Source organism: Permianibacter fluminis (assembly GCF_013179735.1).
GTDB lineage: Bacteria > Pseudomonadota > Gammaproteobacteria > Enterobacterales > Permianibacteraceae > Permianibacter > Permianibacter fluminis.
This window is the reverse complement of sequence record NZ_JABMEG010000001.1, coordinates 55,318-78,275: the sequence shown is the minus strand read 5'-3', so window position 1 is coordinate 78,275 and position 22,958 is coordinate 55,318. Positions and strand designations below refer to the sequence as shown.

Annotated in this window: 25 protein-coding genes; 12 read left to right on the top strand and 13 right to left on the bottom strand. The window is 59.7% G+C overall.

Translation table 11 applies throughout. The features are described from left to right. The first annotated feature begins 46 nt into the window (after positions 1-46). Both HPT27_RS00385 and HPT27_RS00380 read left to right on the top strand, forming a co-directional pair. A complete protein-coding gene (locus tag HPT27_RS00385; protein ID WP_172237317.1) occupies positions 47-664 on the top strand; it encodes a glutathione S-transferase family protein in 618 nt (205 codons plus the stop codon). 4 nt (positions 665-668) lie between these two features. Then, complete coding sequence (locus HPT27_RS00380; protein ID WP_172237314.1) at positions 669-1,358, top strand: alpha/beta fold hydrolase; 690 nt, start codon at positions 669-671, stop codon at positions 1,356-1,358. Here the strand turns inward: HPT27_RS00380 and HPT27_RS00375 are convergent. Then, positions 1,336-1,521 (bottom strand): hypothetical protein, encoded by a 186-nt coding sequence (locus HPT27_RS00375; RefSeq protein ID WP_172237311.1) that lies wholly within the window; start codon positions 1,519-1,521, stop codon positions 1,336-1,338. The two genes, HPT27_RS00380 and HPT27_RS00375, sit on opposite strands and share 23 nt — an antisense overlap. Positions 1,522-1,645: 124 nt before the next feature. Here HPT27_RS00375 and HPT27_RS00370 point away from each other — a divergent pair, with 124 nt between their 5' ends. After that, the gene (locus tag HPT27_RS00370; protein ID WP_172237308.1) at positions 1,646-2,386 is read left to right on the top strand and encodes an XRE family transcriptional regulator; all 741 of its coding nucleotides are present in this window, start codon (positions 1,646-1,648) and stop codon (positions 2,384-2,386) included. On the opposite strand, the gene HPT27_RS00365 is transcribed toward HPT27_RS00370, so the two are convergent. From HPT27_RS00365 to HPT27_RS00355, 3 genes are all read right to left on the bottom strand, one after another. Continuing rightward, on the bottom strand, positions 2,376-3,410 hold the full coding sequence (locus tag HPT27_RS00365; RefSeq protein ID WP_211197795.1) for a M23 family metallopeptidase: 1,035 nt from the start codon (positions 3,408-3,410) through the stop codon (positions 2,376-2,378). The two genes, HPT27_RS00370 and HPT27_RS00365, sit on opposite strands and share 11 nt — an antisense overlap. Before the next feature lie 122 nt (positions 3,411-3,532). Continuing rightward, positions 3,533-3,856, bottom strand: a complete 324-nt coding sequence (locus tag HPT27_RS00360) for a transcriptional regulator (protein WP_172237305.1) — start codon at positions 3,854-3,856, stop codon at positions 3,533-3,535. Continuing rightward, positions 3,853-4,533: a hypothetical protein gene (locus HPT27_RS00355; protein ID WP_172237302.1), complete on the bottom strand. Its 681-nt coding sequence runs from the start codon at positions 4,531-4,533 to the stop codon at positions 3,853-3,855. The genes HPT27_RS00360 and HPT27_RS00355 overlap by 4 nt, the downstream gene beginning before the upstream one ends. A gap of 252 nt (positions 4,534-4,785) precedes the next feature. On the opposite strand from HPT27_RS00355, the gene HPT27_RS00350 reads away from it, so the two are divergent. After that, entirely contained in the window at positions 4,786-5,211 is a 426-nt protein-coding gene (locus HPT27_RS00350) for a hypothetical protein (RefSeq protein ID WP_172237299.1), read from the top strand. Positions 5,212-5,299: 88 nt separating this feature from the next. On the opposite strand, the gene HPT27_RS00345 is transcribed toward HPT27_RS00350, so the two are convergent. Next, positions 5,300-6,610, bottom strand: a complete 1,311-nt coding sequence (locus tag HPT27_RS00345; protein WP_172237296.1) for a PilT/PilU family type 4a pilus ATPase — start codon at positions 6,608-6,610, stop codon at positions 5,300-5,302. 334 nt (positions 6,611-6,944) lie between these two features. On the opposite strand from HPT27_RS00345, the gene HPT27_RS00340 reads away from it, so the two are divergent. Beyond that, entirely contained in the window at positions 6,945-7,586 is a 642-nt protein-coding gene (locus HPT27_RS00340) for an acyl-homoserine-lactone synthase (RefSeq protein WP_172237293.1), read from the top strand. 267 nt (positions 7,587-7,853) lie between these two features. Further along, the gene (gene recN, locus HPT27_RS00335; RefSeq protein WP_172237290.1) at positions 7,854-9,530 is read left to right on the top strand and encodes a DNA repair protein RecN; all 1,677 of its coding nucleotides are present in this window, start codon (positions 7,854-7,856) and stop codon (positions 9,528-9,530) included. Between the two features lie 513 nt (positions 9,531-10,043). Here recN and fur read toward each other — a convergent pair. After that, positions 10,044-10,460, bottom strand: a complete 417-nt coding sequence (gene fur, locus HPT27_RS00330) for a ferric iron uptake transcriptional regulator (RefSeq protein WP_172237287.1) — start codon at positions 10,458-10,460, stop codon at positions 10,044-10,046. Between the two features lie 326 nt (positions 10,461-10,786). On the opposite strand from fur, the gene HPT27_RS00325 reads away from it, so the two are divergent. Then, positions 10,787-11,131, top strand: a complete 345-nt coding sequence (locus HPT27_RS00325; RefSeq protein WP_172244969.1) for an outer membrane protein assembly factor BamE — start codon at positions 10,787-10,789, stop codon at positions 11,129-11,131. A gap of 199 nt (positions 11,132-11,330) precedes the next feature. Next, positions 11,331-11,978: an HvfX family Cu-binding RiPP maturation protein gene (locus HPT27_RS00320; protein WP_172237284.1), complete on the top strand. Its 648-nt coding sequence runs from the start codon at positions 11,331-11,333 to the stop codon at positions 11,976-11,978. 71 nt (positions 11,979-12,049) lie between these two features. Here HPT27_RS00320 and HPT27_RS00315 read toward each other — a convergent pair whose 3' ends face one another. Beyond that, the gene (locus HPT27_RS00315) at positions 12,050-13,096 is read right to left on the bottom strand and encodes a GGDEF domain-containing protein (protein WP_211197793.1); all 1,047 of its coding nucleotides are present in this window, start codon (positions 13,094-13,096) and stop codon (positions 12,050-12,052) included. 120 nt (positions 13,097-13,216) lie between these two features. Here HPT27_RS00315 and HPT27_RS00310 point away from each other — a divergent pair, with 120 nt between their 5' ends. Continuing rightward, the gene (locus tag HPT27_RS00310) at positions 13,217-13,822 is read left to right on the top strand and encodes a YhgN family NAAT transporter (protein WP_172237278.1); all 606 of its coding nucleotides are present in this window, start codon (positions 13,217-13,219) and stop codon (positions 13,820-13,822) included. A 455-nt stretch (positions 13,823-14,277) separates the two neighbouring features. Here HPT27_RS00310 and rfaD read toward each other — a convergent pair whose 3' ends face one another. Continuing rightward, entirely contained in the window at positions 14,278-15,231 is a 954-nt protein-coding gene (gene rfaD / locus HPT27_RS00305) for an ADP-glyceromanno-heptose 6-epimerase (RefSeq protein WP_172237275.1), read from the bottom strand. Continuing rightward, positions 15,228-16,655, bottom strand: a complete 1,428-nt coding sequence (gene hldE, locus HPT27_RS00300) for a bifunctional D-glycero-beta-D-manno-heptose-7-phosphate kinase/D-glycero-beta-D-manno-heptose 1-phosphate adenylyltransferase HldE (protein ID WP_172237272.1) — start codon at positions 16,653-16,655, stop codon at positions 15,228-15,230. The genes rfaD and hldE overlap by 4 nt, the downstream gene beginning before the upstream one ends. Before the next feature lie 262 nt (positions 16,656-16,917). Between hldE and waaC the strand changes: the two genes are divergently transcribed. From waaC to HPT27_RS00285, 3 genes are read left to right on the top strand one after another with little or no spacing between them, the layout of a single operon-like run. Further along, positions 16,918-17,976 carry a lipopolysaccharide heptosyltransferase I gene (waaC, locus tag HPT27_RS00295; protein WP_172237269.1) on the top strand — a complete coding sequence of 353 codons (1,059 nt, stop codon included), beginning with the start codon at positions 16,918-16,920 and terminating at the stop codon, positions 17,974-17,976. Next, positions 17,973-19,217, top strand: a complete 1,245-nt coding sequence (gene lpxL / locus HPT27_RS00290) for an LpxL/LpxP family Kdo(2)-lipid IV(A) lauroyl/palmitoleoyl acyltransferase (RefSeq protein WP_172237266.1) — start codon at positions 17,973-17,975, stop codon at positions 19,215-19,217. Before waaC ends, lpxL begins: the two co-directional genes overlap by 4 nt. A gap of 2 nt (positions 19,218-19,219) precedes the next feature. Continuing rightward, positions 19,220-19,630: an adenylyltransferase/cytidyltransferase family protein gene (locus tag HPT27_RS00285; protein WP_172237263.1), complete on the top strand. Its 411-nt coding sequence runs from the start codon at positions 19,220-19,222 to the stop codon at positions 19,628-19,630. 20 nt (positions 19,631-19,650) lie between these two features. On the opposite strand, the gene HPT27_RS00280 is transcribed toward HPT27_RS00285, so the two are convergent. From HPT27_RS00280 to HPT27_RS19535, 4 genes are all read right to left on the bottom strand, one after another. After that, the gene (locus HPT27_RS00280) at positions 19,651-20,778 is read right to left on the bottom strand and encodes a glycosyltransferase family 4 protein (protein WP_172237260.1); all 1,128 of its coding nucleotides are present in this window, start codon (positions 20,776-20,778) and stop codon (positions 19,651-19,653) included. A 4-nt stretch (positions 20,779-20,782) separates the two neighbouring features. Then, on the bottom strand, positions 20,783-21,601 hold the full coding sequence (rfaP, locus tag HPT27_RS00275) for a lipopolysaccharide core heptose(I) kinase RfaP (protein ID WP_172237257.1): 819 nt from the start codon (positions 21,599-21,601) through the stop codon (positions 20,783-20,785). Between the two features lie 27 nt (positions 21,602-21,628). Continuing rightward, positions 21,629-22,609, bottom strand: a complete 981-nt coding sequence (waaF, locus tag HPT27_RS00270; RefSeq protein WP_211197987.1) for a lipopolysaccharide heptosyltransferase II — start codon at positions 22,607-22,609, stop codon at positions 21,629-21,631. A gap of 76 nt (positions 22,610-22,685) precedes the next feature. Next, positions 22,686-22,880, bottom strand: a complete 195-nt coding sequence (locus tag HPT27_RS19535; RefSeq protein WP_172237251.1) for a zinc-finger domain-containing protein — start codon at positions 22,878-22,880, stop codon at positions 22,686-22,688. Between the last annotated feature and the right edge of the window lie 78 nt (positions 22,881-22,958).

Below are 22,958 nucleotides of genomic sequence, written 5' to 3'. Positions count from 1 at the left end.
CTTTGTTAGGATCCGTCCACGTTTTGTCACAGTACCGGAGTGAACCATGCTGGAACTCTTTGCCGCGGCCACCCCGAATGGCTACAAGATTTCGATTGCGCTGGCGGAGCTGGATTTGCCGTATCAGCTGCGCTTGCTGGATTTAAAAAAGAACGAACAGAAACAACCGTGGTTTCTGGCGATCAATCCAAACGGCCGCATTCCGGCATTGGTTGATCATGACCATGATGATTTTGCCGTGTTCGAATCCGGGGCGATTCTGATCTACCTCGCGGAAAAGACCGGCAAGCTGCTGCCGCGCGAACCCAAGGCCCGTTCCCAGACCTTGCAATGGCTGATGTTCCAGATGGCCGGTATCGGGCCGATGCAAGGTCAGGCCCATCATTTTCGCCATTACGCGCCACAGCGCGTGCCGTATGGCATCGAACGCTATACCAAGGAAACCGCGCGGCTGTATGGTGTGCTCAATGAGCGACTCGGTCGCAGCAAATACCTCGGCTGCAATGAACTGACCATCGCCGACATTGCCGTCTGGCCATGGATCGCGTCGCACGCCCGCGCCGGTCAGGATCTGAATCAGTTTCCGGCGCTGAAACGCTGGCATGATGAATTGGCGATGCGGCCCGCGTTTCAGAAAGGTCGACAAATGCTGGCCGCACGCTGAAGCGATGAAACCGATACTGGTGCTGTTGCCAGGCCTTGACGGCAGCGGCCAGCTGTTTACGCCACTGTTGACGGCACTCGGCGATGACTTCGATTGTCGAGTGCTGGCCTTGCCGACTGACGGTGAGCAGACGCCGATCACTTTGGCGCAGCGACTGCTTCAACAATTGCCGACGCAGCGCTTTGTTCTGCTGGCAGAATCGTTCTCGGGCGCGATTGCCGCCGAGATTGCCACGATGCAGCCGGCAAATCTGGCCGGTCTGATTTTGGTTGCCACGTTTTTGCAAACGCCGAGGCCATGGTTATTGCAGATGCCGAAGCCGGTGGTCTGGCTTGGCTGGCGTTTGCATCGGCCACTGGTGGCATTGTGGTGGCCATTCTGCGGTTATCGGTCCGATGTCAGTACTCGTGATCGGGTTTTGGCATCATTACGGATTTTGCCATGGTCAACGTTGTGGCAACGGTTGCAAGCCATTCGGACTCTGCCAGCGCGGCCATTCAACATTCTCTGTCCCGCCATCAGCATTCACGCGCAAGCTGATCGGTTGATACCGGCGTCAGCTCGCGCACAACTGGACTGCGTGGCATCGTCGCGCAGCATGCGCGGACCACATTTTTTACTGCAGTCCGAGCCGGTTGCCGCGGCAACGCTGATCCGCGATTGGTTCGACATCACTTTTCCCGAAACTGGGTGATGCGGTCCAGCCAGTTGACCAGCTTGCGCGCGGCGATCAGCAGCACGGTGATCACAATCAGCGCTTCTGGCCAGGAGCCGCCGTAGGTCAGGCTGCGCTCGCCGGCCTCACAGGTTTCACAGCTCAGCACGACGGCAGCGGGGGTGATCAGCAAGCGGTTCATGGTCGTTCCTTCGGTTCAGCGGCAGGTTGCCGGCCGGCGCAGACTCCCATCGGTTGGGTCCAATCGCAACCCAAACGCCAAAAGCGGTGCATAATGGCGCCATTAGTATTACTGGATGATACCGATGGCCCAAACCGAGTTACTGATGGACGCGCTGAAGCGGCAGTTGCGCAGCGCCGGGGTGACCTATGCCCAGGTGGCAGCGGCGCTGGAATTGTCCGAAGCCAGCATCAAGCGGCTGATGAGCTCGGGTGATCTGAGCCTGGATCGGGTGCAGGCCATTTGCGCGCTGTGCGGGATTGATCTGTTTGATCTGGTGCAGGTAGCAGAGCGTGAACGGCGCTCGCTGAGTCAGCTGGATGAGTCGCTGGAAGCGGAGCTGGTCGCCGACGAGAAGCTGCTCCTGGTGACCTATCTGGTGCTGAATGATTGGTCGATGGCGCAGGTGCTGACCCATTACCAATTCACCGAGCCGGAATTGATCCGACTGTTGATTCGTCTGGATCGCATGCGGCTGATCGATTTGTTGCCCGGCAACCGCATCCGCTTGCGTACCGCGCGCGATTTTGCTTGGCGGCCGGGCGGGCCGATTCAGCAATTTTTTGACATGAACGTGCGCGAGAGTTTTTTTGCCGGCGACTTTCGCGACGAGGGTTATCAGCGGTTTTTGCCCAGCATGGTGACCCGTGCCACCGCTGAGAAAATTCGTGAGCGCTTGTTGAAAACTGCGCAAGACATCGGCGAGTTGGTTCGGTTCGACGCCAGTCAGCCGGCCGAGCAGCGCGAAGGCTGCTCGGTGCTGCTGGCGTTTCGCTTGTGGGGCTATCCGGGCTTTGCCCGCTGGCGACGCGAGCCTAATTCGTGATGGGCGCGATCTTCTGGCCGCGCAATGGCTCGCCGCGCGCCACCTTGTTGCCGTCCGCCAGATAGTTGTTGAAGAACGCCGGCAGGCCGTCACCCTCGCCGAAGTGAGCGGCGTTCTGCAAATGGAAATGCAAATGCGGCTCGCTGGTATTGCCACTGTTGCCACAGCGGCCGAGCAACTGACCGGAACTGACCTTGTCGCCGACCTTGACCTGGACACTACCGTGTTGCAAATGCGCCAGCAGCGCGTATTCCTGATTGCCGAGATCGAGCATCACGTGATTACCGGCGGCGTGCGCCGGATCGGTCTGGCCGGGTTCGTTATCCGGTAATTCCGTTACCACTTCGGTGACTGTGCCGGCGGCGGGAGCGAGTATCGGCTGGTTCCAGCAATAATAATTTTCCTTTTTGCTGGCATCGCCGCGGTAGCTGCTGCCATCACGGAGCACCAGCAGATCATAGGCAAAACGCTGGCCACGATTGATCACGTGATAATTTTGTTCAGCCGTGCGACCGCCCCAGAACGCATACCATTCGCCGGTGAACGGCAACTGCAGTTTCGCCTTGGTTTGGTAGTCGAGATAGGCGGTCGGTGCCGGCTCCTGCGCGTGCGCCGGTTTGATGAAGAAGCCAGCGATTTGATCCTTGCTGTCGAATACACAAGCCAGTTCAATGTGACTCGGGGTTTTGCTGTAACGGGCAATGCGGCTGTAAACACGATAGTCCTGCTTGCGCATGTCGTGTTCATGCACCAGCTCCGTTTCCTCACCGAGGCTGGCGCCGGTTTGCTCGCGAAATTGTTTCAATGCCGCTGCCGAGCCGAGCGCCTGCTGCATTTCTTTGCTCATCCGCGGCCACAATGCATCGGTGTGGCCGTTGTGAAAATCATTGGCACAGGCGCGGCCCAGAGTCAGTACGGCGTTTTGATCGCCGGTTTCGTTACTGTCAGCGTGTACGGCCTGAACGAACATGATGGCGCACAACAGCACGACCACCCGGTCACAGACGGAAAGATGATTTCGCATGGCTTCTCCTTGTGAAATTGCAGGCAACACTTTCCCGTTACCGGAGAGTTGCCTTGCTCCGGCTGGCTTCAACAACAATTATTTTGATCACGGCTTCCGATCACGACGACAGCGAAAGGCCCTTACTCGCTGTCCTGCAGCAGCGCGGCCAGTTGCGCACGATAGGCCTGCAACGCGAGCTGACCCTGTTCGGTCAGGCGGGTGCGGGTCAGTGGCCGCTTGCCGCGAAAACTCTTTTCAATCTCAATCAGGCCACCTTCTTCCAGTTTGCTCAAATGGCTGGACAGATTGCCTTTGCTCAGTGCGCACAGCGTTTCCAGAAAACTGAATTCGGCCCAATCAGTGCGTGCCAGCACGGTCAGTATCGCCAGCCGCGCCGGTTCGTGTATCAACCGGTCCAGCGCCAGCACGGTTTCAACTTGCTGCTGCGGAATGCGCTCGCTCATGCCGCGGTGTCCGCCGCATGGTGCAGGGTACGTGTTTGAGTAAGCTGCTGAGCAAGCTCGCGGCGCAGCTGCAAATAATCACGGTGTTCGCGGATGCCGAGCCAGATGCTGAGCGCGCCAGCGCCCAACATGTAAAGGCCCAAGGCATCCAGTTCGTAATGGCGGCCGGCGATGATCAGCGCGGCTTGGCACATGACATTGACGCCGATGATGAAATCGCTGCTTGACCACAACCAGCGCCACACCACCACGGGCATCGCGATGACAAAAACAAAATAACCAAGCTGCTGCCAGGGCAAGGCCAGCAAACCCGGCACGCCAAATTTGTACAGGCCGAGTCCGAGAATGCCGAGGCTCACCAGCGCAACGAAAGCGGTCAGTCCGACGTGCAGGCGCCATTGCCCCGGCGACAGCTTTTCCAGCACCATGCCGGCGCGCTGGTAGTAATAGCGGCGCAGCAACTCCTTGCTGAGCAACCAGAGCAGCGGCGCGATGGCCAGTGCCACCCGGACCGGCTGGCTCAGCTCGAACACCAGCGCCGTACCAAACATGATCAGGCACAGCAGACCGCCGAGTACCGACGACAGTCCGCCAGCGCTGCGGCTGTAGCGGGCATAGCGTTCGGCCAGATTCTGCAGCCGGTCGAGGTCGGCGGGGTTATAGGTCGCGCTGGTCATCGTAGTTGGGCCGTATTGTGTATCTGCAGACTAGTTTGCGATGCAAACCATTTGCTGTCAATGGTCAATTTTCATCCAGCCAAGCAGGGCTATCCGTGAAAACTGCGTGGACGGCTGGATTGGCCATGCCTCTGCACGACGCAGCTGGGCGGCAAGTACAGGATTCGATATGGTGCTCGACTGACCCTATCCTGTGGATGGCCTCGCTTGCCGGCGAGACTCAGGATTGCCTAATACGAATGGGAATTCAGAATGAAAAAAACGCTGCTTGCTTTTGTCTTGGCACTTCCACTGACCGTCGGTGCCACCTCCTACGTTCCGATAGAGAACATTGAGCATCATCGGTTTGTTGGGCCGAGTGGTGTGGTCATGACGGCGGCGGACGTTCGCGCTGCGATCATTCGTGGCGCGGCGACACACGATTGGGTGATGCGGGATGTTGCCCCTGGACGTATTGAGGCGGTACTGACTGAACCGACTGGTGATTGGAAAATTACCCTGGAATTCACTTACACCGACACGGACTACAGCATCATCTACAAGAGCAGCGAAAATCTGTTGAACAATAAAGGATTTATCCATTCGTCGTTTATTCGTTGGGGTCGAAATTTGATGAAGGCGATCGACGCACAATCGAAGGCGATGGAAGTTGAGCGACAAGCCATTCCCGCAGGCTGAAGCGTGCTAACAGCAAAAAAGCGGATGGGTTCATCCGCTTTTTTGCTTCATGCAGCGGCCGCCGAGCGCCGTATTGGTGCCTTCTCTGTCACCCGCCGGGTTTGACGCCGGGCCGGGCCGGCATCACCGGCGCGCGGGTGCCGGGGATGGCGCCTTCCATGACCGGTTGGGTCAGTACCGGATCGTCTTTCTTTTCTTCTTCGGTTGGTTCCAGCGCCAGCGTGAAGCTGGGTTTGGCGGCGGGTGGCGGCGCCGGCGTTGCTGCCGGACGTGCGGAAGCGGCCTGCATTGAGGGCGCCGGGCTTTCAATATGGCTGTTTGGATCTTCGCCGGCGGTTTTGCCTTCTGCCAGGGTCATTTTCAGTTTCAGGTTGTTCTTTGAGTCGGCGTTCTTCAGCGCTTCATCCATCGAAACTCTGCCTTCGCGCCAGTGTTTGAATAGCGCCATGTCGAACGTCTGCATACCCACGTTTTCGCTTTTCTCCATCACTTCCTTGATCAAGCCAACTTCACCTTTCTTGATCAGATCCTGCACCAGCGGTGTGCCGATCAGAATCTCGATGGCGGCTGCACGTTTGCCATCTACGGTCGGGATCAGTCGCTGCGAGATGATGCCGCGCATGTTCAGCGATAGATCATTGAGCACTTGCTTGTGCCGCTCTTCCGGGAAGAAGTTGATGATGCGCTCAATGGCTTGGTTGGCATTGTTGGCGTGCAGTGTCGAAAGGCAAAGGTGTCCGGTTTCGGCAAACGCCAGCGCATGCTCCATGGTCTCGCGGTGGCGGATTTCGCCGATCAAAATCACATCCGGCGCTTGTCGCAGCGTGTTGGCCAGCGCGTCTTCATAGGAAAGCGTATCGGAGCCGACTTCGCGTTGGTTGATGATGCAGCGCTTGTGCCGGTGCACAAACTCGACCGGATCTTCAATGGTGATGATGTGACCGCTGGAATTGCTGTTGCGGTAATCGATTAACGCTGCGAGCGAGGTCGATTTACCGGAGCCGGTGGCGCCGACAAACAGAATCAAACCGCGTTTTTGCATGATCAACTTGGTCAGTACTTCGGGCAGACCGAGCGAGTCGTAGCTGGGGATCTCGGTTTTGATCGAGCGGATCACCATCGACACTTCATTGCGCTGGCGAAAAATGTTGACCCGGAAGCGGCCAATGCCCGGCAACGAATAGGCCAGATTCATTTCCGGTCGATGGACAAAGTCGGCGCGCTGCTGTTCGTCCATCACATCGTTGGCAATCTGCGCGACCCGGCCGAGCGCCAGCGGGGTCGGGTCCAGAGCTACCAGTTTGCCGTGGGTCTTAAAGCTGGGTGCGGCACCGGTCGACAAGTAGAGGTCAGAGCCATCTTTCTCGACCATGGTTTTCAGGTAATCGGTCAATTCCATTTGCGGCAAGCTCGGGTGAATGCGCGAGAGGTCAAAGTATAGGTCGGCGCCGCCTTGCCACCGGACCAAGGGCTAGGTCCAGCCGGGCCTCGGCCACCGCCAGCGGGGTTTTCTGCTGTTCGCAGCGCGAACGCCAATATCCGGGCTTGCGGGCCGCGTCACATTTTTGCCGGCCAGCAATGCCTAGCCTGCGCATATGGCTGCAATGCAGCATGGTTATCGTCGCCGGTGTTTGCTGGGCGATGCCCCGGATTGAGGCCAGGACGGCTGAGGGTTGCGCAGGGAGGCGTTTGGCCGATGCCGCCAGTGGCGCGGGTCGGAGGAGTGCTTCGACATGACCGTATCCATTCGGGTTGAACGGGCGACAAGCCCGGCGCAACTCGCCGATCACCATCGCTTGCGGTATCAGGTCTATTGCCTGGATCGCGGTTTTGAGCCAGCCGAGCTCGGCCCCGATGGCGAAGAGCGCGACAGCTTTGATGCCCACTCAGTGCATTTTGTCGCCTATGACGCCGTCGGCGAGGTCTGCGGCGCGCTGCGTCTGGTCTACCCGGTCGCGGGTTTCCCGGCCGCCCACGTCACCCGCATTAATGAACAGGCGCTGGCGCCGCTGAGCGGCCGCGTGGTTGAGCTGTCGCGGCTGTGCCTGCGTCACCCGGATGGTCACGCCACCGGCGAGTTGTTCCAGGGCTCGGACGTGATGCTGGCGATGCTGCATGCCGCCTGGCGCTATTGCCGCAGCGAAGGCGTCAGCCACTGGCTGTGCCTGATCACCCCGGCACTGCAACGGATGCTGAGTCGCCTGCAGGTGCCGTTCGAAACCGTCGGCGCCAGCTGCAAATATCGCGGCCTGCGCCGGCCGCTGATGACCGAAATCAATCTGATGATGCGAGCCGCCATGCGCAGCTGCCAGCGGGTCGAGCAAATCATGCAGCAGGACCCGGATGCGGTTGTCGAGGGTCTGTTCGCGCACTGACTGGTGCCGCTGCATTGGTCCGCGCGTTTTGTTGGACCGCCACGGAGGGCGGCTGACAAGGATGCCAGCAGCCAAAACCTGCACTGGCTACGAAACTGGCGTATCCGCACCCGCGCTGCCGGCACTGGTCAGCACCAGTGCGCTTCCTTACACTGACGGCTCCTTTCTGGAGCCGTTTTCATTGGCGCCAGCCCTACCAAAATGCCCACGTCGCCAGCTCGTGCCGCACCGACGAGCGGCACCAACCGACCGCGCCAAAAAGACACCATGCTGACCACTCTCGCGCTTCGTGATTTCGCCATCGTGACCCGGTTGCAACTGGAATGGGCCGACGGCATGACCGTGCTGACCGGCGAAACCGGCGCCGGCAAATCGATCCTGATCGACGCCCTTGGCATCGTGCTCGGCGATCGGGCCGATGCGGCCGTGGTCCGTCACGGCGCCGAGCAGGCCGAAGTGCTGGCCGGTTTCGCCGTCGCCGGCAATCGCGTTGCGCTGGCCTGGCTGGCCGAGCAAGCCATGGAACACGACGGCGAAGTGCTGCTGCGCCGGGTCATCAGCAAAGACGGCAAATCGCGGGCGTTCATCAACGGCACCCCGGTTACGCTAACCATGCTGCGCGAGCTCGGTGGCTCGCTGGTGGAAATTCATGGCCAGCACGAACACCAGCGCTTGCTGCACAGCAGCGCCCAGCGCGACATGCTCGACGAATTCGCCGGCCACGACAGCGAGCGCAAAGCGGTGCGCGAGGCCTGGCAAAGCTGGCAAAAATTGCGCGATGAATACCAGCAACTGAAAACCGCCGCCGCCGATCGCGGCGCCCGTCTGGATCTGTTGCAATTTCAAACTCAGGAACTTGCCGCCGCACGCGTCGAAGGCCTGGATATCGCCGACCTGGAGCAGCAACACAAACGCGCCGCCCACGCCAGCGAAATGGCCCAGCTGGCACTGCAAGCCGCCGAGTTGCTGGAAGGCGAAGACGGTGAGGCGGCAGCGGACCGTTTGGAAGCCGCATTGGAACGGCTGCTGCGCATTGCCCACATCGACAACAGGCAGCAGGCCACGCACGACAGCCTGCTGGATCTGCTGAGCCAACTGCGCGATCTGGCCGCCGATGTGCGTCGTTACGGTGAACACATTGAAATTGACGAGCAGCAATTTGCCGAGCTCGATGCCCAGTTGGTAACGCTGCATCAGCTGGCTCGCAAGCATCGCTGCGAGATGGTCGAGTTACCGGAGCTGTATCAAAAACTGCAGCAGGAACTCGACAGCCTGACTCATTCCAGTGAACGGCTCGATCAGATGGAGCAGGCCATCGCCAAAGCGCGCGCCAGTTACATTGCCAGCGCCGAAAAGCTCAGCACCGGCCGGCAGAAAGCCGCCCAGAAAATGGCCAAGGCCATCAGCGCCACGCTCGAACAGCTGAACATGAAAGGCGGCAAGTTCGAGGTGGCGTTATTGCCGCGCGACGAGACCGAATGGGCCATTGACGGCCGCGAGAAAATCGACTTTCTGGTCAGCGCCAACGCCGGCCAACCGCCACGCCCGTTGAACAAGGTGGCGTCCGGCGGTGAACTTTCACGCATCAGCCTCGCCATACAAGTGCTGATCTCGCAGAAGAGCCAACTGTCCTGCATGATCTTCGACGAAGTCGACGTCGGCATAGGCGGCGCCACCGCCGAAATCGTCGGCCGCCTGCTTCGCCAACTCGGCGACAAGGCGCAGGTGCTCTGCGTGACGCACCAAGCGCAAGTCGCCGCGCTCGGCCATCACCACTACCGCGTGCAAAAAGCTAGCGACGGTAAGAGCACCAGTACCGAAGTGGTCACGCTCAGCGCCAAAGACCGTATTGAAGAAATTGCCCGCATGGTCGGCGGCACCACCATTACCGACACCACTCGCAAGCATGCGAAAGAGATGCTGGCGGTGGCGACAGGCGCTTGAGGGAAAGTTGTCACTAGTGAAGCTCAGATTTTTGATTGCGTTAGCTCTATTTTCTCTGTTCGATCTGGTTAATTCGAATCCTGCCTTTTGGACTAGCTATGAAGCTGGATATTTTGACAAGCAATGATGATGAGGTTTTTCTTTTTGAACGCATCGTAAAGCACGTTCAAAAGTTGTGCGAATGTACGACAGATGAAGCTGTTAATCTTGTGAGTGCTTATGTTGCCAACTTTACAGATCCTGTCTTCTGTAAAAAAATAATATTCCCGTACAAGCGATGAACCTGTTTTGCCACATTGAAGCGAAGGGTATGTCAGAAAGGGTGTATTATTATCAGGTTCTCAATCAATCTCCAGATGAGAGAGCATTTATTGAGTGGCAGAGAAAATTTCGTAGCATGTGTTCATGACCTGACACATGGGGCGCATTCTCATTTTCCAGCGCAATATTTACTGGATAGCCCCGAAATAATAAACGGAGCCATCGGCTCCGTTTTTGTTTACGGGCGCAAGCTCAGCCCTTCTTCTGACAACTCTCGCAAACGCCATACAGGTACAGCGAGTGATCGGTCAGTTCCATTTTGTATTTCTCGGCGATCGCTTTTTGCCGTTGTTCGATCACATCATCGATGAATTCGATGACCTTGCCGCATTGCAGACAGACCAGGTGATCGTGGTGGCGGCCCTGGTCGAGTTCGAACACCGAATGGCCGCCTTCGAAATGGTGGCGCAGCACCAGGCCGGCTTGTTCGAATTGGGTCAGCACGCGGTAGACGGTGGCGAGGCCGACATCGTCACCTTGATCGAGCAGGGTTTTGTAGACGTCTTCGGCGCTCATGTGCCGGCTCGGCGTGGTTTCCAGAATCTGCAGGATCTTCATCCGCGGCAGCGTGACCTTGAGGCCGACTTTTTTGAGTTGTTGGTTATCCACGTGGTCCTCTCTTAAAAACAGCGGTACTGACGGCAATGCCGAACTGCGACTATCGCCCCAGACGGAGCAAGCAACGGAATGGTGTCGGAATCGGGGCGGGTTGCGTGTGACCTGACCGCCGGCCACGCCACACGCGCGTGAATCTGGCCGCCGAATCGGCAGGGGCGGGAACCTTGCGCCGGCGCGCCGGTCTGTCTGGCTGTTGCCTGTGCCGGCGATACGGTAGAATCCGCCGGCTTCCTGCCCTTTGGGCCCCACAAAACCGTACGCCAGTTTACTCCATGAATGTCCACTCTGTGAAAAACGGCGCCAAGAGTCTCTCCGTGATGAAAAGGTCTGTGTTGCTGGTTTCCGCCCTGGTCCTGCTGTTGTCGGGTTGCAGCGTCATCGACTGGATGACTTACAAGTTGCCGGTCAATCAGGGCAACATCGTCGAGCAAAAGGATGTCGACAAGCTCAAGCCCGGCATGACTCGCGATCAGGTCGTGTTCGTGCTTGGTCAGCCGCTGGCCCAGTCCAGCTTTGCGGCCGACCGCTGGGAATACCTGTACACCACCCGCTCGGGTCATGGTGAATCGACCGCGAAGCGACTGACCGTCACGTTCAACGGCGAGGCGCTGGCCACCGTGTCAGGCGACTTCACCGCGCCGGAAGGACTGGCCGCCAAGTAACGGGCAGTCAATTCAGCGCGAGCGGCCGAGCAAGCCGGCGTCATCGCAACCCCCAGCGCAAGAACTCAGCGCAACACGATTGGCAAAAGGCCGCTGTAACAAGCGGCCTTTTTTCTTCTCCAAACGGGCAACGGGATAGCCGCTGGCAGGTCATGGCTGGCGTCCCACGCTGCCGGAATTCCAAGGGAGAAGATCAGTCATGTCGGCTTTGCTCGCACAGTACCAACGTTTCCATCAGGCCCTGTTTGAGCGCTGGTTGCGGCCGCTCGACGGCATTCCGGCACTGTTGCTGCGGCTGTATCTGGTGCCGATTTTCTGGGAGGCCGGCACCCACAAGCTGAACTGGGCCGACGGCGAAGGCCTTGGCCGGCTGAGCGTCAATCCGTCGGTGGTGGAGTGGTTCGGCAATGCCGATTGGGGCCTCGGCCTGCCATTTCCGGCGCTGCTGGCAACGCTGGCCGCCTATACCGAATTTTTTGGCGCCATCCTGCTGTTGTTCGGTTTTGGTGTGCGCTGGATCAGCATTCCCCTGATGGCGACGATGGTGGTGGCGATAGTCACTGTGCACTGGCAAAACGGCTGGCTGGCGATTGCCAGCGGCAGCGGTTTCTGGGCCAGTGATCGCACCATCGGCGCACAGGAAAAGCTGGAGCGGGCGCGGGAAATTTTGCAGGAACACGGCAATTACGATTGGCTGACCGAGGCCGGCAATTTTGTCGTGCTGAACAACGGCATCGAATTCGCCGCGACCTATTTGCTGATGCTGTTGGTGCTGCTGTATGCCGGTGCCGGTCGCTATGTCAGCGTCGATTATTGGTTGCGCCGGCGTTATTTCGCCGCGAGTTGATACAGCGTTTGCTCCGAGCGCGGGCGTGGGCATCAGATGCAGGCGGGCAGCGCCGAGACGATGGCTGCCCGTCAGCCCATGACCCGGTTGCGGCCGTTTTGCTTGGCTTGATACAGCTGACGGTCGGCCGCCTTAATCAGCTCCGCAGCCGTCATGCCCGGCTTCCATTCCGCGATGCCGATGCTGACCGTGATGGGTCGATACGGCCAGTTCGCCGCGGCGATTTTTTCCCGCGTGCGATCGGCCAGTAACCGACCGCCATCAAGACTGGTTTCCGGCAAAATGATCGCGAATTCCTCGCCGCCGTAACGCGCTACCAAATCACTTTTGCGGGCCTGCTCGGCGAGCAGACTGGCCACCTGCTGCAGCGCGCTGTCGCCGGCCGGATGACCGAACTGATCGTTGAAGCTTTTGAACGCGTCGATGTCGATCATCATCAAGGTGATCGCCTGCTGATAGCGCTCGGCGCAATAGACCTCGCTGTCCAGCTGACTGTCGAACCGCCGCCGGTTGGCGACGCCGGTCAGGGCGTCGGTTTGCGCCTCGCTGCGCAAACGGTTGATGCCATCTTCCAGCTCAATCTGATGCGCCTCCAGCAACCGGCGCTGCCGGGCTTGCTCTTGCAGGGCCAGCCGCAATTCCAGCAGTGCCATCACCTGCCGCGCCAACGCCAGCAAGGCTTCACGCTGGGCCGGGTTCAATTCCCGCGGCTGCCGGTCGAGCACGCAGAGGCTGCCAAGGGCGAAACCGTCGCGGGTGACCAGCGGCGCACCGGCATAAAAGCGAATGTTCTGCGGCCCGGTCACCACCGGATTGTCGGCAAAACGCGGATCGAGCCGGGCATCCGGAATCTCCATGATCTGCTCGGGCTGCAAAATGGCGTGGGCGCAGAACGATAGCTGGCGCGGCAGTTCATTGATGTCCAAGCCTTGTTTCGCCTTGGTCCACTGCCGATCGCTGTCGATCAGATTGACCAGCGCAATCGGCACATTGCAGATATGCGATGCCAGCATCGTGATGTCGTCAAAGCTTTGTTCGGCTGGCGTATCCAGCACGGCATAGCTGTGCAGCCGGGCAAGCCGGCCGGACTCATTGGCGGGAATGGCAGGAGCGGACACGTGAGCCATCCTGGCAGCGGGAAATGGCTCAAGCATAGTCCAGCTGGAACCCGGTGAACCTGACAGCGCCGGCGCCGGCTCCTACAATGGCGGTCTGACTCGCCCGCTCATGAGTGCTGCATGGACTTCATTTCCGCAACCCTGACCCTGTTCCTGGTCATGGACCCGCTCGGCAACGTGCCGATGTTTCTGGCCTTGCTGAAAGATCTGGAGCCGAAGCGTCGGCGCAAAGTGATTTTGCGCGAGATGCTGATCGCGCTGCTGATCATGGCGTTGTTCTTGTTCTTTGGTTCGAGCGTGCTGGGCTTTCTCGGTCTGAAAGCCGAAACCATCAGCATTGCTGGCGGGATCGTGCTGTTCCTGATCGCGCTGCGGATGGTGTTTCCGCAGGAAGGTGGCGTCATGGGCGAGATGCCCGGCGGCGAGCCGTTCATTGTGCCGCTGGCGATTCCGTTTGTTGCCGGACCGTCGACGCTGGCGACGCTGATTCTGTTCTCGCAGCAGCAAGGCCATTTGCTGGAATCATCCGGCGCCATGCTGGTGGCCTGGTTCGCCACCGCCGTGATTCTGATCTACTCGACCAAGTTCTACAAAATTCTCGGTGACCGCGGTCTGGCAGCGATGGAGCGGTTGATGGGCATGCTGTTAATCATGATCGCGGTGCAGATGCTGCTCAATGGTGTGCTGGAGTTTGCCGCGGATTTTGGCTATCAGGTAAAACACTGAGTCGCCAATACAGCAAAACAAAAGGCGCTGTCAGCGCCAATGCCGCTCAGTTAAGGTTTGTTCTGTCACCCCCGCGGTGGCGGGGGCCCAGTGTCTTGCGCGAAAGTCGCTGGATTCCCGCCTACGCGGGAATGACGGTTTCTCTTAACTGATCGGCATTGCGCCAACAGCGCCTAATGCTGATCAGTTGAGAAGTCGCGCTAGCGCTCCCCTCCTTGTCAAGGAGGGGCTGGGGGTGGTTCAGCTCAGCACGCATTGACTTACGCTATTCGATTCAAAACGTTCCCCCAATCCAGGCATTGCATTGCGATGGCCAGCGTGATCGTGTCCGGAGTTCAACCACCCCTAACCCCTCCTTGACAAGGAGGGGGATCATCCGAGGCGTGCTGGCGATTCTGGTTATTTGCGCAAAGCAAAAAGGCGCCTGACGGCGCCCTTTTGCTTTGCATAAAGCCTTAGCGATTCAACACATCCAGATATTGCTTCACGCCGGTTGCCACATCCAGAAAGCTGTCTTTGTAGCCGGCCGCGCGCAGCTGGCTCAGATCGGCTTCGGTATGGGCCTGATAGGCCTCTTTCAAACCGGGCGGAAACGGTACGTATTCCAGTTTGCCGCGACCGTGCCAAGCGATGACCGCGTTGGCGACATCGTTGAACGGTTGAGCACGGCCGCTGCCGCAATTGAAAATGCCGCTTTGGCTCGGGGTATCAAAGAAGAACAGATTCACCTTGCAGACATCATCGACGTGGATGAAGTCGCGCAGCTGGCCACCGTTGCCGTAACCGTGGCTGCCTTCAAACAGTTTGCAGACCTCGCCGGCTTTCAGTTGTTTGTTCAAATGAAAAGCGACCGAAGCCATGCCGGCCTTGTGCTGCTCGTTCGGGCCGTAGACATTGAAGTAACGCAGGCCGACGATCGGCGCTGTCGCCTTTGGCAGTAGTCGCCGAACATATTGGTCGAACAGGTATTTCGAATAGCCGTAAACGTTCAGCGGCTTTTCGTGCTTGAACTCCTCAACGAATTTCTCGCTGCCGCCATACACGGCGGCGCTGGAGGCATAGACCAGCGGGATCTTGTGATCCTGACACCAGTGCAGCAGCTGTTTCGAGTATTCGTAATTGACGTCCATCATGTACTTGCCGTTCCACTCGGTGGTGGTCGAGCAGGCGCCCTGATGGAACACGGCCTGCACTTCACCGAGATCGGCATTGCATTGAATGCGGGCGAGAAACTCGTCTTTGTCGAGGTAGTCGGCAATCTGCAAGCCGGCCAGGTTGGCAAATTTGTGGCCGTCGGTCATGTCGTCAACGACCAAAATATTGGTATGGCCGCGGGCGTTCAGATGCCGAACCAGATTGCTGCCGATGAAGCCAGCGCCGCCGGTGACGATAATGAGTTGGTCGTTCATTCTTTGGCCTTGATCGAATTGATGATCGCTGTTGTCGACACGCCATCGACAAAGGTCAGCACTTTCACTTCGCCGCCGTGTTTGAGCACGGTATCGGCACCGACAATGGTTTCCGGTTTGTAATCGCCACCTTTGACCAGCACGTCCGGGATGACCGCGTCGATCAATCGGGCCGGCGTGTCTTCACTGAACGGCACTACCCAGTCGACGCTTTCCAGCGCGGCCAGCACATGCATGCGCCGGTCAACGCTGTTGACCGGTCGGCCGTCGCCTTTCAGTGCGCGCACCGAGGCATCGGTGTTGACGCCGACAATCAAGCGATCGCCGAGTTTGCGGGCCTGATCCAGATAGGTGACATGGCCGGCATGCAAAATGTCAAAGCAGCCGTTGGTGAACACCACTTTTTCGCCGTGCGCTTTCGCGTCCTGCACGGCGATCAGCAACTGTTCTTCGGTCATCACGCCGCGCAGCGAATCGTGCTGCTGGTTCAGCGCCCGGCGCAGTTCCGGCGCCGACACGGTCGCGGTGCCGAGTTTGCCAACGACGATGCTGGCAGCAAGATTGGCCAAGGCAACCGACGACGGCAGATCATCACCGGCAGCCAGCGCGGCCGCGAGCGTGCCGATGACGGTATCGCCGGCACCGGTAACGTCGTAGACCTCGCGTGCCTGCGCCGGCAGATGCAGTTCCGGTTCGCCATCGCGCAGCAGCGTCATGCCGTGTTCGCCGCGGGTGACAAGCAGCGAATCGAGTTGCAGTTCGCGCAGCAAATTCAAACCGCGTTCGACAATCTGGCTTTCGTGCGCGCAGTGCCCGACCACGACTTCAAACTCGCTCATGTTCGGGGTAATCAAACTGGCGCCGCGGTAAATCGCAAAGTCTTTGCCTTTCGGATCGACCAGCACCGGAATCTTGCGCGCGCGGGCCTGGGCGATGAGCGCAGGTACCCGCTGCAAGGCGCCCTTGGCGTAATCGGACAGCACCACCGCGCCGATGCCATCGAGCGCCTGGCCGAACTGGCTGACCAGCTGGTCCTGACCCTGCTCGCCGAAACCTTCCTCGAAATCGAGCCGGATCAGTTGCTGATGCCGGGACAGAATGCGCAATTTCAGAATGGTTGGCAGGCCCGGCACCCGGACAAAACGCGACTGGACCTTGGCAGCGCCGAGCCGGCTTTCGAGGGCGTCGGCAGCTTCGTCGTCGCCGGTCAGTCCGAGCAGGGTGGCGCTACTGCCGAGGCTGGCGATATTCAGCGCAACGTTGGCGGCGCCGCCGGGACGCTCTTCGTTCTGGTTGACCCGGACCACCGGCACCGGTGCCTCCGGCGAAATGCGCGAGGTGCTGCCATGCCAGTAGCGGTCAAGCATCACATCGCCGACGACAAGAACGCGGGCACGGTCGAAGTTGGGAAACTGGGTTTTCACTCGTACAGGCTCTGCAGGCCGGGTGTCCCGGCGTGGGTTCGGCAAAGCGGGCCAACACCGGTAGCGCCGGGCCCGCAGGGGGCTGGGCCAAGCCGGGCGTGGCTCGCGGAACAGGGGCGCAATTCTAGCATGCGTGACCCGACCCGCCGGAGCCCGTTCGGGCCGCCGTTCTGATCGCGGCTGCGGACCTTGTCCTGATCCCCGTTATGACAACAAGACAGCCTGCTAGAATGGGCGCCCTTCGGTGCGGTACGGTCCCGGCATGCGTCTTCTTGTAGTCAAAACCAGCTCGCTTGGCGACGTGATCCACGCGCTGCCGGCCCTGACCGACGCCATGCATGCCATCCCGGGCCTGCGCGCCGACTGGCTGGTGGAGCAGGCCTTTGCCGAAATTCCGGCCTGGCATCCGGCCGTTGATACCGTGATTCCGGTGGCGGTGCGACGCTGGCGCAAGCAGCCATTGGCGCTACGCCGGGATCCGCTCTGGCAAGCATTCCGGCAACAGCTGGCACATCGCACTTACGATCTGGTGATCGATGCGCAGGGCCTGCTTAAAAGTGCGCTCTTGGCCCGTTACGCTCGCGGCCCGAAAGCCGGCTTTTCCTTCAACTCGGTGCGGGAAACGCTGGCGGCGCTGTTCTACCGTCATCGCTATGTCGTCGCCCGCGATCAGCACGCCGTGCTGCGTCAGCGCGAGCTGTTTGCCAAAACGCTCGGTTATGCCTTGCCGGACACCGCGGCCGATTACGGTCTGCGCAAACCGGCCAACGCCATGTCGCCGGCCAGTCCGGCACTGATGTTTTTTCACGGCACGACCTGGGCCAGCAAACACTGGCCGGAACCGTACTGGCTGCAACTGGCGCAGCGCGCCGTTGCGGCCGGTTATCAGGTTTGGTTGCCGTGGGGCAATGATGTCGAAAAAGCCCGCGCCGAACGCATTGCCAGCGTCGGCACCGCCGTGAAAGTGCTGCCGCGCAGTTCGCTCAGCGATCTCGCAGCGCGCTTGCAACAGGTGCAGGGCGTGGTTGCCGTCGATACCGGCCTCGGCCATCTCGCCGCGGCGCTCGGTGTGCCATCGGTTTCCCTTTACGGCGCCACCAATCCGGCCTTGACCAGCACCCACGGTGCCGGGCAATTGCATCTGCCGGCGCAATTTGGCTGCGCGCCGTGTTTGCAGCGTGACTGCACCTACAAGGGCGCATCAAGCGTCAAACCAGCCTGCTACGAAACCGTGGCACCGGAGCGGGTTTGGCACAGCCTGCAGCAACAATTGCCGCAGCCCATCACGCTTGTCTCCCCCGTCAACAAGAGTCCGGCATGAACGCGGCTGACCGCGCGGCGCCGCCGCCTTCCCTTTCACTGGCGATACGCTTGCGGTTCTGGCAAGCCGGCATCGAGATCGCGCTGATGCGCGTGCTGGCGCTGCTGCCGCTGCGCGTATTGCGCGGTCTTGGCGCCGGTCTTGGCACGGTGCTGTGGCCGCTTGCGCGCGAGCGCCGGCTGATCACCTTGCGCAATCTGGAATTGTGCTTCCCGGAAAAAACCGAGGCCGAACGGCTACAGCTGGCCAAGCAAAATTTTCGCAATACCGCCATCGGTTTCATGGAAACCGCAAAGATTTGGTACACGCCACCCGAGCGCATCAAGCGCTGGGTGGAGGTGGAAGGACTTGAGCATTTGCAGGCCGCGTCCGCGCGCGGCAAAGGTGTGCTGGTGTTGGGTTTCCATTTGACCGATCTGGAGCTCGGCGCGGTTGCGGTTGCCCATTTCACCAAACTGGCCGGCATGTACCGGCCGCATGCCGATCCGGTGTTCGAAGCCGCGATGCGCCGTGGCCGTGAGCGGCATTTTCCGATGATTCCGCGTGACGATGTCCGCGGCATGCTGCGCTGGCTGAAAAGCGGCGGCAGTGTCTGGTATGCCGCTGATCAGGATTACGGCGCCCAGCACAGCGTATTCGCGCCATTTTTTGCCATTCCGGCCGCCACCATCACGGCCACCTCACGCTTCGCCAAACTGTCGGGCGCGCCGGTGCTGCCGCTGACCCATGTCCGCACCGCGACCGGCATCAAACTGTTTTTGCATCCGCCGCTGACCACCATTCCCAGCGGCGACGAGTTGGCCGACACCACCACCGCCAACCAGTTTCTGGAAACTTGGCTGCGCCAGCATCCGGCCGATTATTTGTGGTTGCACCGACGCTTCAAAACCCGTCCGGCGGGTGTTGAGTCGCGTTATCCGGCACGCAAGCCGCGGCACAAACCGGATGAGATCAGTGGCAAGCGGCTCGACAAGATCCTTGCCGGCGCGACGGTGCTACAACGGGATGCCGAGGCGCGTCCGGCACTGATACAGACCAGCAAAGGCGGCGTGTACTGGATCCGGCATCGGGCGCTGTTGACCCGCGAGCACCGCGAGCGTTGGCAACAGGAATTGGCGGAACTGATACCGACGTCGGCGCTGCAGATTGGCAAGGTGTGGCATTGTCGCGCCCGCCATTGCACGCTGATTCAGTGCCTGCCAGCAACCACCGTTACCGAATTGAGCAATAGAGGCGAGTAGACATGACCGCGCAGTCCCCGAAACGTCGAGTAATTACCTTCGGTACCTTCGATCTGTTTCACATTGGCCATCTGAATATTTTGAAGCGCGCGCGTGCGCTGGGCACCGAGTTGTATGTCGGGCTGTCGTCTGACGAGCTGAACATGGCCAAGAAAGGCCGTAATCCGATTTACGATTACGAACACCGCAAGCAGATCCTGGAATCGCTCCGTTGTGTCGATCAGGTGTTCAAGGAAGAGAGTCTGGAACTGAAAGTGGATTACGTGAAACAGTTTCAGGCTGATGTGCTGACCATGGGCGCGGACTGGGAAGGCAAGTTTGATTTTTGCAAACCCTATTGCGAGGTGATTTATCTGCCGCGCACGCCATCCATTTCAACCACCGAGTTGATTGAAATCATTCGCGAAATCTAGCGAGCTGGCCGCCTACCTGACTACCGCTTTGAACTGGCCTCAATTGCCGCCAGTGCGACGTTGGCGAGTGAGCGCAAATCGTGGCTCGCGGCGTAAGTGCTGGCTTGGGTGCGGGCCTGTTGCAAGTGCGCATCGGTGAGCAGCTGGCGCAGTGCCAGGTTGAAGTTGGCCTGCTGGAATGGCACGGACAACACCTGTCCTGCTGCTGCCTCGGCAACGTGAAAGGCATAGCCACACTCGCCGCTGGCCAGCACCGGCAAATTGCTGCACAGCGCTTCAACGATGCTCATGCCGGCCAGTTCAGTGCGCGAGGGTTGCAACAACAGATCGGCGATTTGCATCAGCTCAGGCACATCGGAGCGGCCGCCAAGAAAATGCACCTGCCCGGCAATGCCGAGTCGCGCGGCCAGTTTTTCCATCGGCGCAGATTTGCCAGCACCGACAAGCCATAGCTGACAATTGTTACGCTGTTCAGGCGGTAGCGCTGCCAGTGCTTGCAGACTGCGGTCGACACCTTTGGTACGAAAGTGGCTACCCACCATCAGTAACAACCGATCTTGCGCACGCAATCCTGCAGCCTGTCGGCGGCTCAGCCGCTGCTGAACACTGAGCGGTTGAAATGCCCCAGTCACGCCCGGCGGTAATAGCGTGAATCGCGCTGACGGCGTGTCATAGCACTGCTGGTAGATCTGCTGTTCACGCACCGTCAACGTCAGAATGCGAGTGCTTGCCGTCGGGGCAAAAACCGCCTGCTCCATTGCGGCCATCGTGCGATAGCGAGGCAGCCACTGAATCCAGCGTCCGTAACTGCCTTGACTGCGAGCGCGGAAACAGGGGTCGCCGGCGAAATACACATCCAGCCCGGGCATGCGCAGAAAACCGATGCGGACATCGACGGCATGGTGTTGGCACCAGTGCAGCGCAGCACTGGCGAAATTGTGTAGCCGGCGATGATTGCTGCGGCCGGTGGCCGGCAGCGATACCACCTGCATGCCGTCTGGCACGTCGCCCTGCCAGGTATGGGTCAGCGCCGTGACCTGATGACCTGCGGCCATTGCAGCAGTTGCAATCTTCATGAAGTCGCGTTGCTGGCCACCAAACGGAAAATAATCCAGCAGCACAAAAACCAGATGCAGATGGGCGCTCATGGCGTCACCGGTAGAACAGTGTGCTGGGCGCTCGGCCATGCAGCTTCTGATAAAGCGGTATCGCCATACCTTCGACCTGACGCCACAGTCGTTGCTCGCTGGCATCAAGCTGGCGCAGCGGTTTGCCACTGTAGAGGCGAACAAAACGCAGCAGGTTGCGGCGGCTGAAACCGGCATCCATTGCCGAAAAATACAAACCGGCCAAATCTTTCAGCTGCCAGCGATACGGGGTTTGCGCGCGGATTTGTGCGCGGTGCAGATCAATCAGGTGTAAACGCAGCCGATGGGCATGGCGTTGACTGTTGGCCAGCAGAAAATGGCAGAGATAGAAGTCGCGATGATTCATGCCGCTCTGGTGCATGGTGCGGGCGATGCGGGCCAGCTCGTGAATGATGGCGCGGCGAAAGTGTGGCGTCGGTGGTGTGGTGAGCCATTCGAGCGCCAGATCTTCCAGCGAGATGGTGTCGGTCAATTCGTCGGTCAGTACAAAGGATTCGATGCGGGCCGGATTGCGGCCGCGTTCGCCGTAACCGGCCAGTGTCATCGTGCCGATATCGTGTTGTTCCAGATGGCGAATGGCGAGCCATTCGTTGCGGGCGCTGGTGATCGGCAGCCGGCCACTGAGCAGGTTCTTGAAAATTTCCAGCCAGCCGATACCGAAATGCAGTTTGGCGAAATACGATTTGCCGGCGCGGACAAACCGCAGCGTGCGGCGACCATCGAGTTCGCGGAACACCTGGCCTTGCAGGGCCAGCACGTCGTCAAAGCGATTGCCGGGTGCCAGTGCGTCGCGAAGATCAGGGCGGAGAAAAAATTCGGTCACGTGATGGCCTGCGTGGTGACAGCAGCGTTACAGCAGACGCGGCTGCAGCGCCCGAATCGCGTTGAGCACCTGACTGGGCGCCAGCTGATTCAGGCAATTCAAATGACCCAGCGGGCATTCGCGTTTGAAGCAGGGGCTGCAGGGCAAATCGAGTTGCAGGATGCGCACCTGTTCCGACAGTGGTGGGGTGAATTTCGGTGATGATGAACCGTACGGGACGACCAGCGGCCGTTGCAGCGCCGCGGCAACGTGCATCAGGCCGGAATCATTGGATACCACCTGCGTTGCCAATGACATCAGATCGATCGCCTGTGCCAGCGAGGTGCGGCCAGACAGATCAACGCAGCGGTCGGCACAGGCGGCGTTGATCAGCGTGGTGACATCGCGATCCTTGGCCGAACCGAACAGCCACACCTGCCAGCCCTGATCCAGATAATGGTTGGCGACAGCCGCGTAATGCCGATCCGGCCAGCGCTTGGCGGGGCCAAATTCGGCGCCGGGGCACAGTGCCAGCACCGGCGTTGTTGGGCGGTCAATCTGCATGGCGGCCAAGGCGCTGTCGATGTCATCGGCACGCACGCTGAATTGCGGCCACGGCAGTTTGTCCGGCAGCGCGCTGTCACGGGCAAAGGCCAGCGCGGCAAAGCGCTCGATCATCAATGGATAACGGGTTTTGTCGAGCGGACGAAGATCGTTGAGCAGGCCATAACGCATTTCACCGCGCCAACCGGTCCGCTGCGGAATATCGGCGAAGTAGGAAACGAGTCCGGATTTCCAGGAGTTCGGCAGCACAATCGCCTGATCGTAGCCGGTATCGGCCAGTTGTTTGCCGAGTGCGCGGCGTTTGCCAAAAGCAAATTCGCCGTGGCCAAACGGCAGATCGATTGCGCGGCGAACTTCCGGCATGCGGACCAGAATCGGCCGGCTCCAGGTCGGTGCCAGCACATCGATGCCGGCATCCGGATGTTGCTGCCGCAGCAATTTGAACAGCACCTGCGCCATCACCATGTCGCCGACCCAGGACGGACCGACAATCAGGATCTGTTTTGCTGCCGCTGTGGCGTCGGTGAGCGGTTGGCGCAAATCAGCCGACCAGCTTGTATTGCGCGCCGCAGTACGGGCAGGCAGCGTGACCGGTTCTTTCGATCGGCAGATAGACTTTCGGGTGCATGTTCCACAGCGTCATGAACTTGCCCGGGCAGGACAGCGGCAGATCGCTTTTGGTCACTTCATAGGTCTTGACGGCGGGGTTGCTGCTGGCAGAGGAAGAGTGCGACACGGCGGGCCTCGGTTGGCAATGGGTGGGTGTCAGTGATCAGTATTCAGTTGTGAGCGTTCGGTGTTAAGCGTGCAGTTT